Consider the following 2,080-nt stretch of genomic DNA (forward strand, 5'->3'; position numbering starts at 1 on the left):
CCATCACCAGCAATGGCCCCCCTTCTCCCGAAGTTACGGGGGCATTTTGCCGAGTTCCTTAACCATAGTTCACCCGAACGCCTCGGTATTCTCTACCTGACCACCTGAGTCGGTTTAGGGTACGGGCCGCCATGAAACTCGCTAGAGGCTTTTCTCGACAGCATAGGATCATCCACTTCACCACAATCGGCTCGGCATCAGGTCTCACCCCTCATGAGGAACGGATTTACCTGCTCCTCGGGCTACACCCTTACCCCGGGACAACCACCGCCCGGGCTGGACTACCTTCCTGCGTCACCCCATCACTTACCTACTACCACCTTGGATCAGCGGCTCCACCACTCCCCATCACTCCGAAGAGATCAAGGGCGGCTTCACGGCCTTAGCATCAGAGGATTCGATATTGGGCGCTTCAAAGCGGGTACCGGAATATCAACCGGTTGTCCATCGACTACGCCTGTCGGCCTCGCCTTAGGTCCCGACTTACCCTGGGCAGATCAGCTTGACCCAGGAACCCTTAGTCAATCGGCGCACACGTTTCCCACGTGTGTATCGCTACTCATGCCTGCATTCTCACTCGTGAACCATCCACAACTCGCTTACGCGGCTGCTTCACCCGGCACACGACGCTCCCCTACCCATCACAACAGCCGTTAGGCCTCATGCTGCAATGACACGACTTCGGCGGTACGCTTGAGCCCCGCTACATTGTCGGCGCGGAATCACTTGACCAGTGAGCTATTACGCACTCTTTCAAGGGTGGCTGCTTCTAAGCCAACCTCCTGGTTGTCTCTGCGACTCCACATCCTTTCCCACTTAGCATACGCTTAGGGGCCTTAGTCGATGCTCTGGGCTGTTTCCCTCTCGACCATGGAGCTTATCCCCCACAGTCTCACTGCCGCGCTCTCACTTACCGGCATTCGGAGTTTGGCTAAGGTCAGTAACCCGGTAGGGCCCATCGCCTATCCAGTGCTCTACCTCCGGCAAGAAACACACGACGCTGCACCTAAATGCATTTCGGGGAGAACCAGCTATCACGGAGTTTGATTGGCCTTTCACCCCTAACCACAGGTCATCCCCCAGGTTTTCAACCCTGGTGGGTTCGGTCCTCCACGAAGTCTTACCTCCGCTTCAACCTGCCCATGGCTAGATCACTCCGCTTCGGGTCTTGAGCGTGCTACTCAACCGCCCTATTCGGACTCGCTTTCGCTACGGCTTCCCCACACGGGTTAACCTCGCAACACACCGCAAACTCGCAGGCTCATTCTTCAAAAGGCACGCAGTCACGACGCAGAAACCGAAATCTCTGCGCGACGCTCCCACGGCTTGTAGGCACACGGTTTCAGGTACTATTTCACTCCGCTCCCGCGGTACTTTTCACCATTCCCTCACGGTACTATCCGCTATCGGTCACCAGGGAATATTTAGGCTTAGCGGGTGGTCCCGCCAGATTCACACGGGATTTCTCGGGCCCCGTGCTACTTGGGAAACAAGCAAGCAAGCCATCACAATTTCAGCTACGGGGGTCTTACCCTCTACGCCGGGCCTTTCGCATGCCCTTCGCCTATCATGATGGTTTCTGACTCACCCAGCCGTCGGCAGACGACTGAAGCTCGCTCCCACAACCCCGTATGCGCAACCCCTGCCGGGTATCACACACATACGGTTTAGCCTCATCCAGTTTCGCTCGCCACTACTCCCGGAATCACGGTTGTTTTCTCTTCCTGCGGGTACTGAGATGTTTCACTTCCCCGCGTTCCCTCCACACTGCCTATGTGTTCAGCAGCGGGTGACAGCCCATGACGACTGCCGGGTTTCCCCATTCGGACACCCCCGGATCAAAGCTCGGTTGACAGCTCCCCGGGGCCTATCGCGGCCTCCCACGTCCTTCATCGGTTCCTGGTGCCAAGGCATCCACCGTGCGCCCTTAAAAACTTGGCCACAGATGCTCGCGTCCACTGTGCAGTTCTCAAATAACGACCCGTGACCCGTCACCCACACTCACCGCATGGTTCACCGGGACCGGCCGAAGGAACAGACCAACAGGCCCGCACCCTCAGACACCCAACAGCGCGCCCGG

1 rRNA gene (running past one end of the window) is annotated in these 2,080 nt (G+C 57.6%); it reads right to left on the reverse strand.

The window, feature by feature from the left end:
- Positions 1-1,941 (reverse strand): 23S ribosomal RNA (locus AC07FT_RS36230); it reaches 1,271 nt to the left of the window's first position.
- Positions 1,942-2,080: the final 139 nt, after the last annotated feature.

The sequence above is a fragment of the Streptomyces sp. NPDC045899 genome, assembly GCF_056431485.1.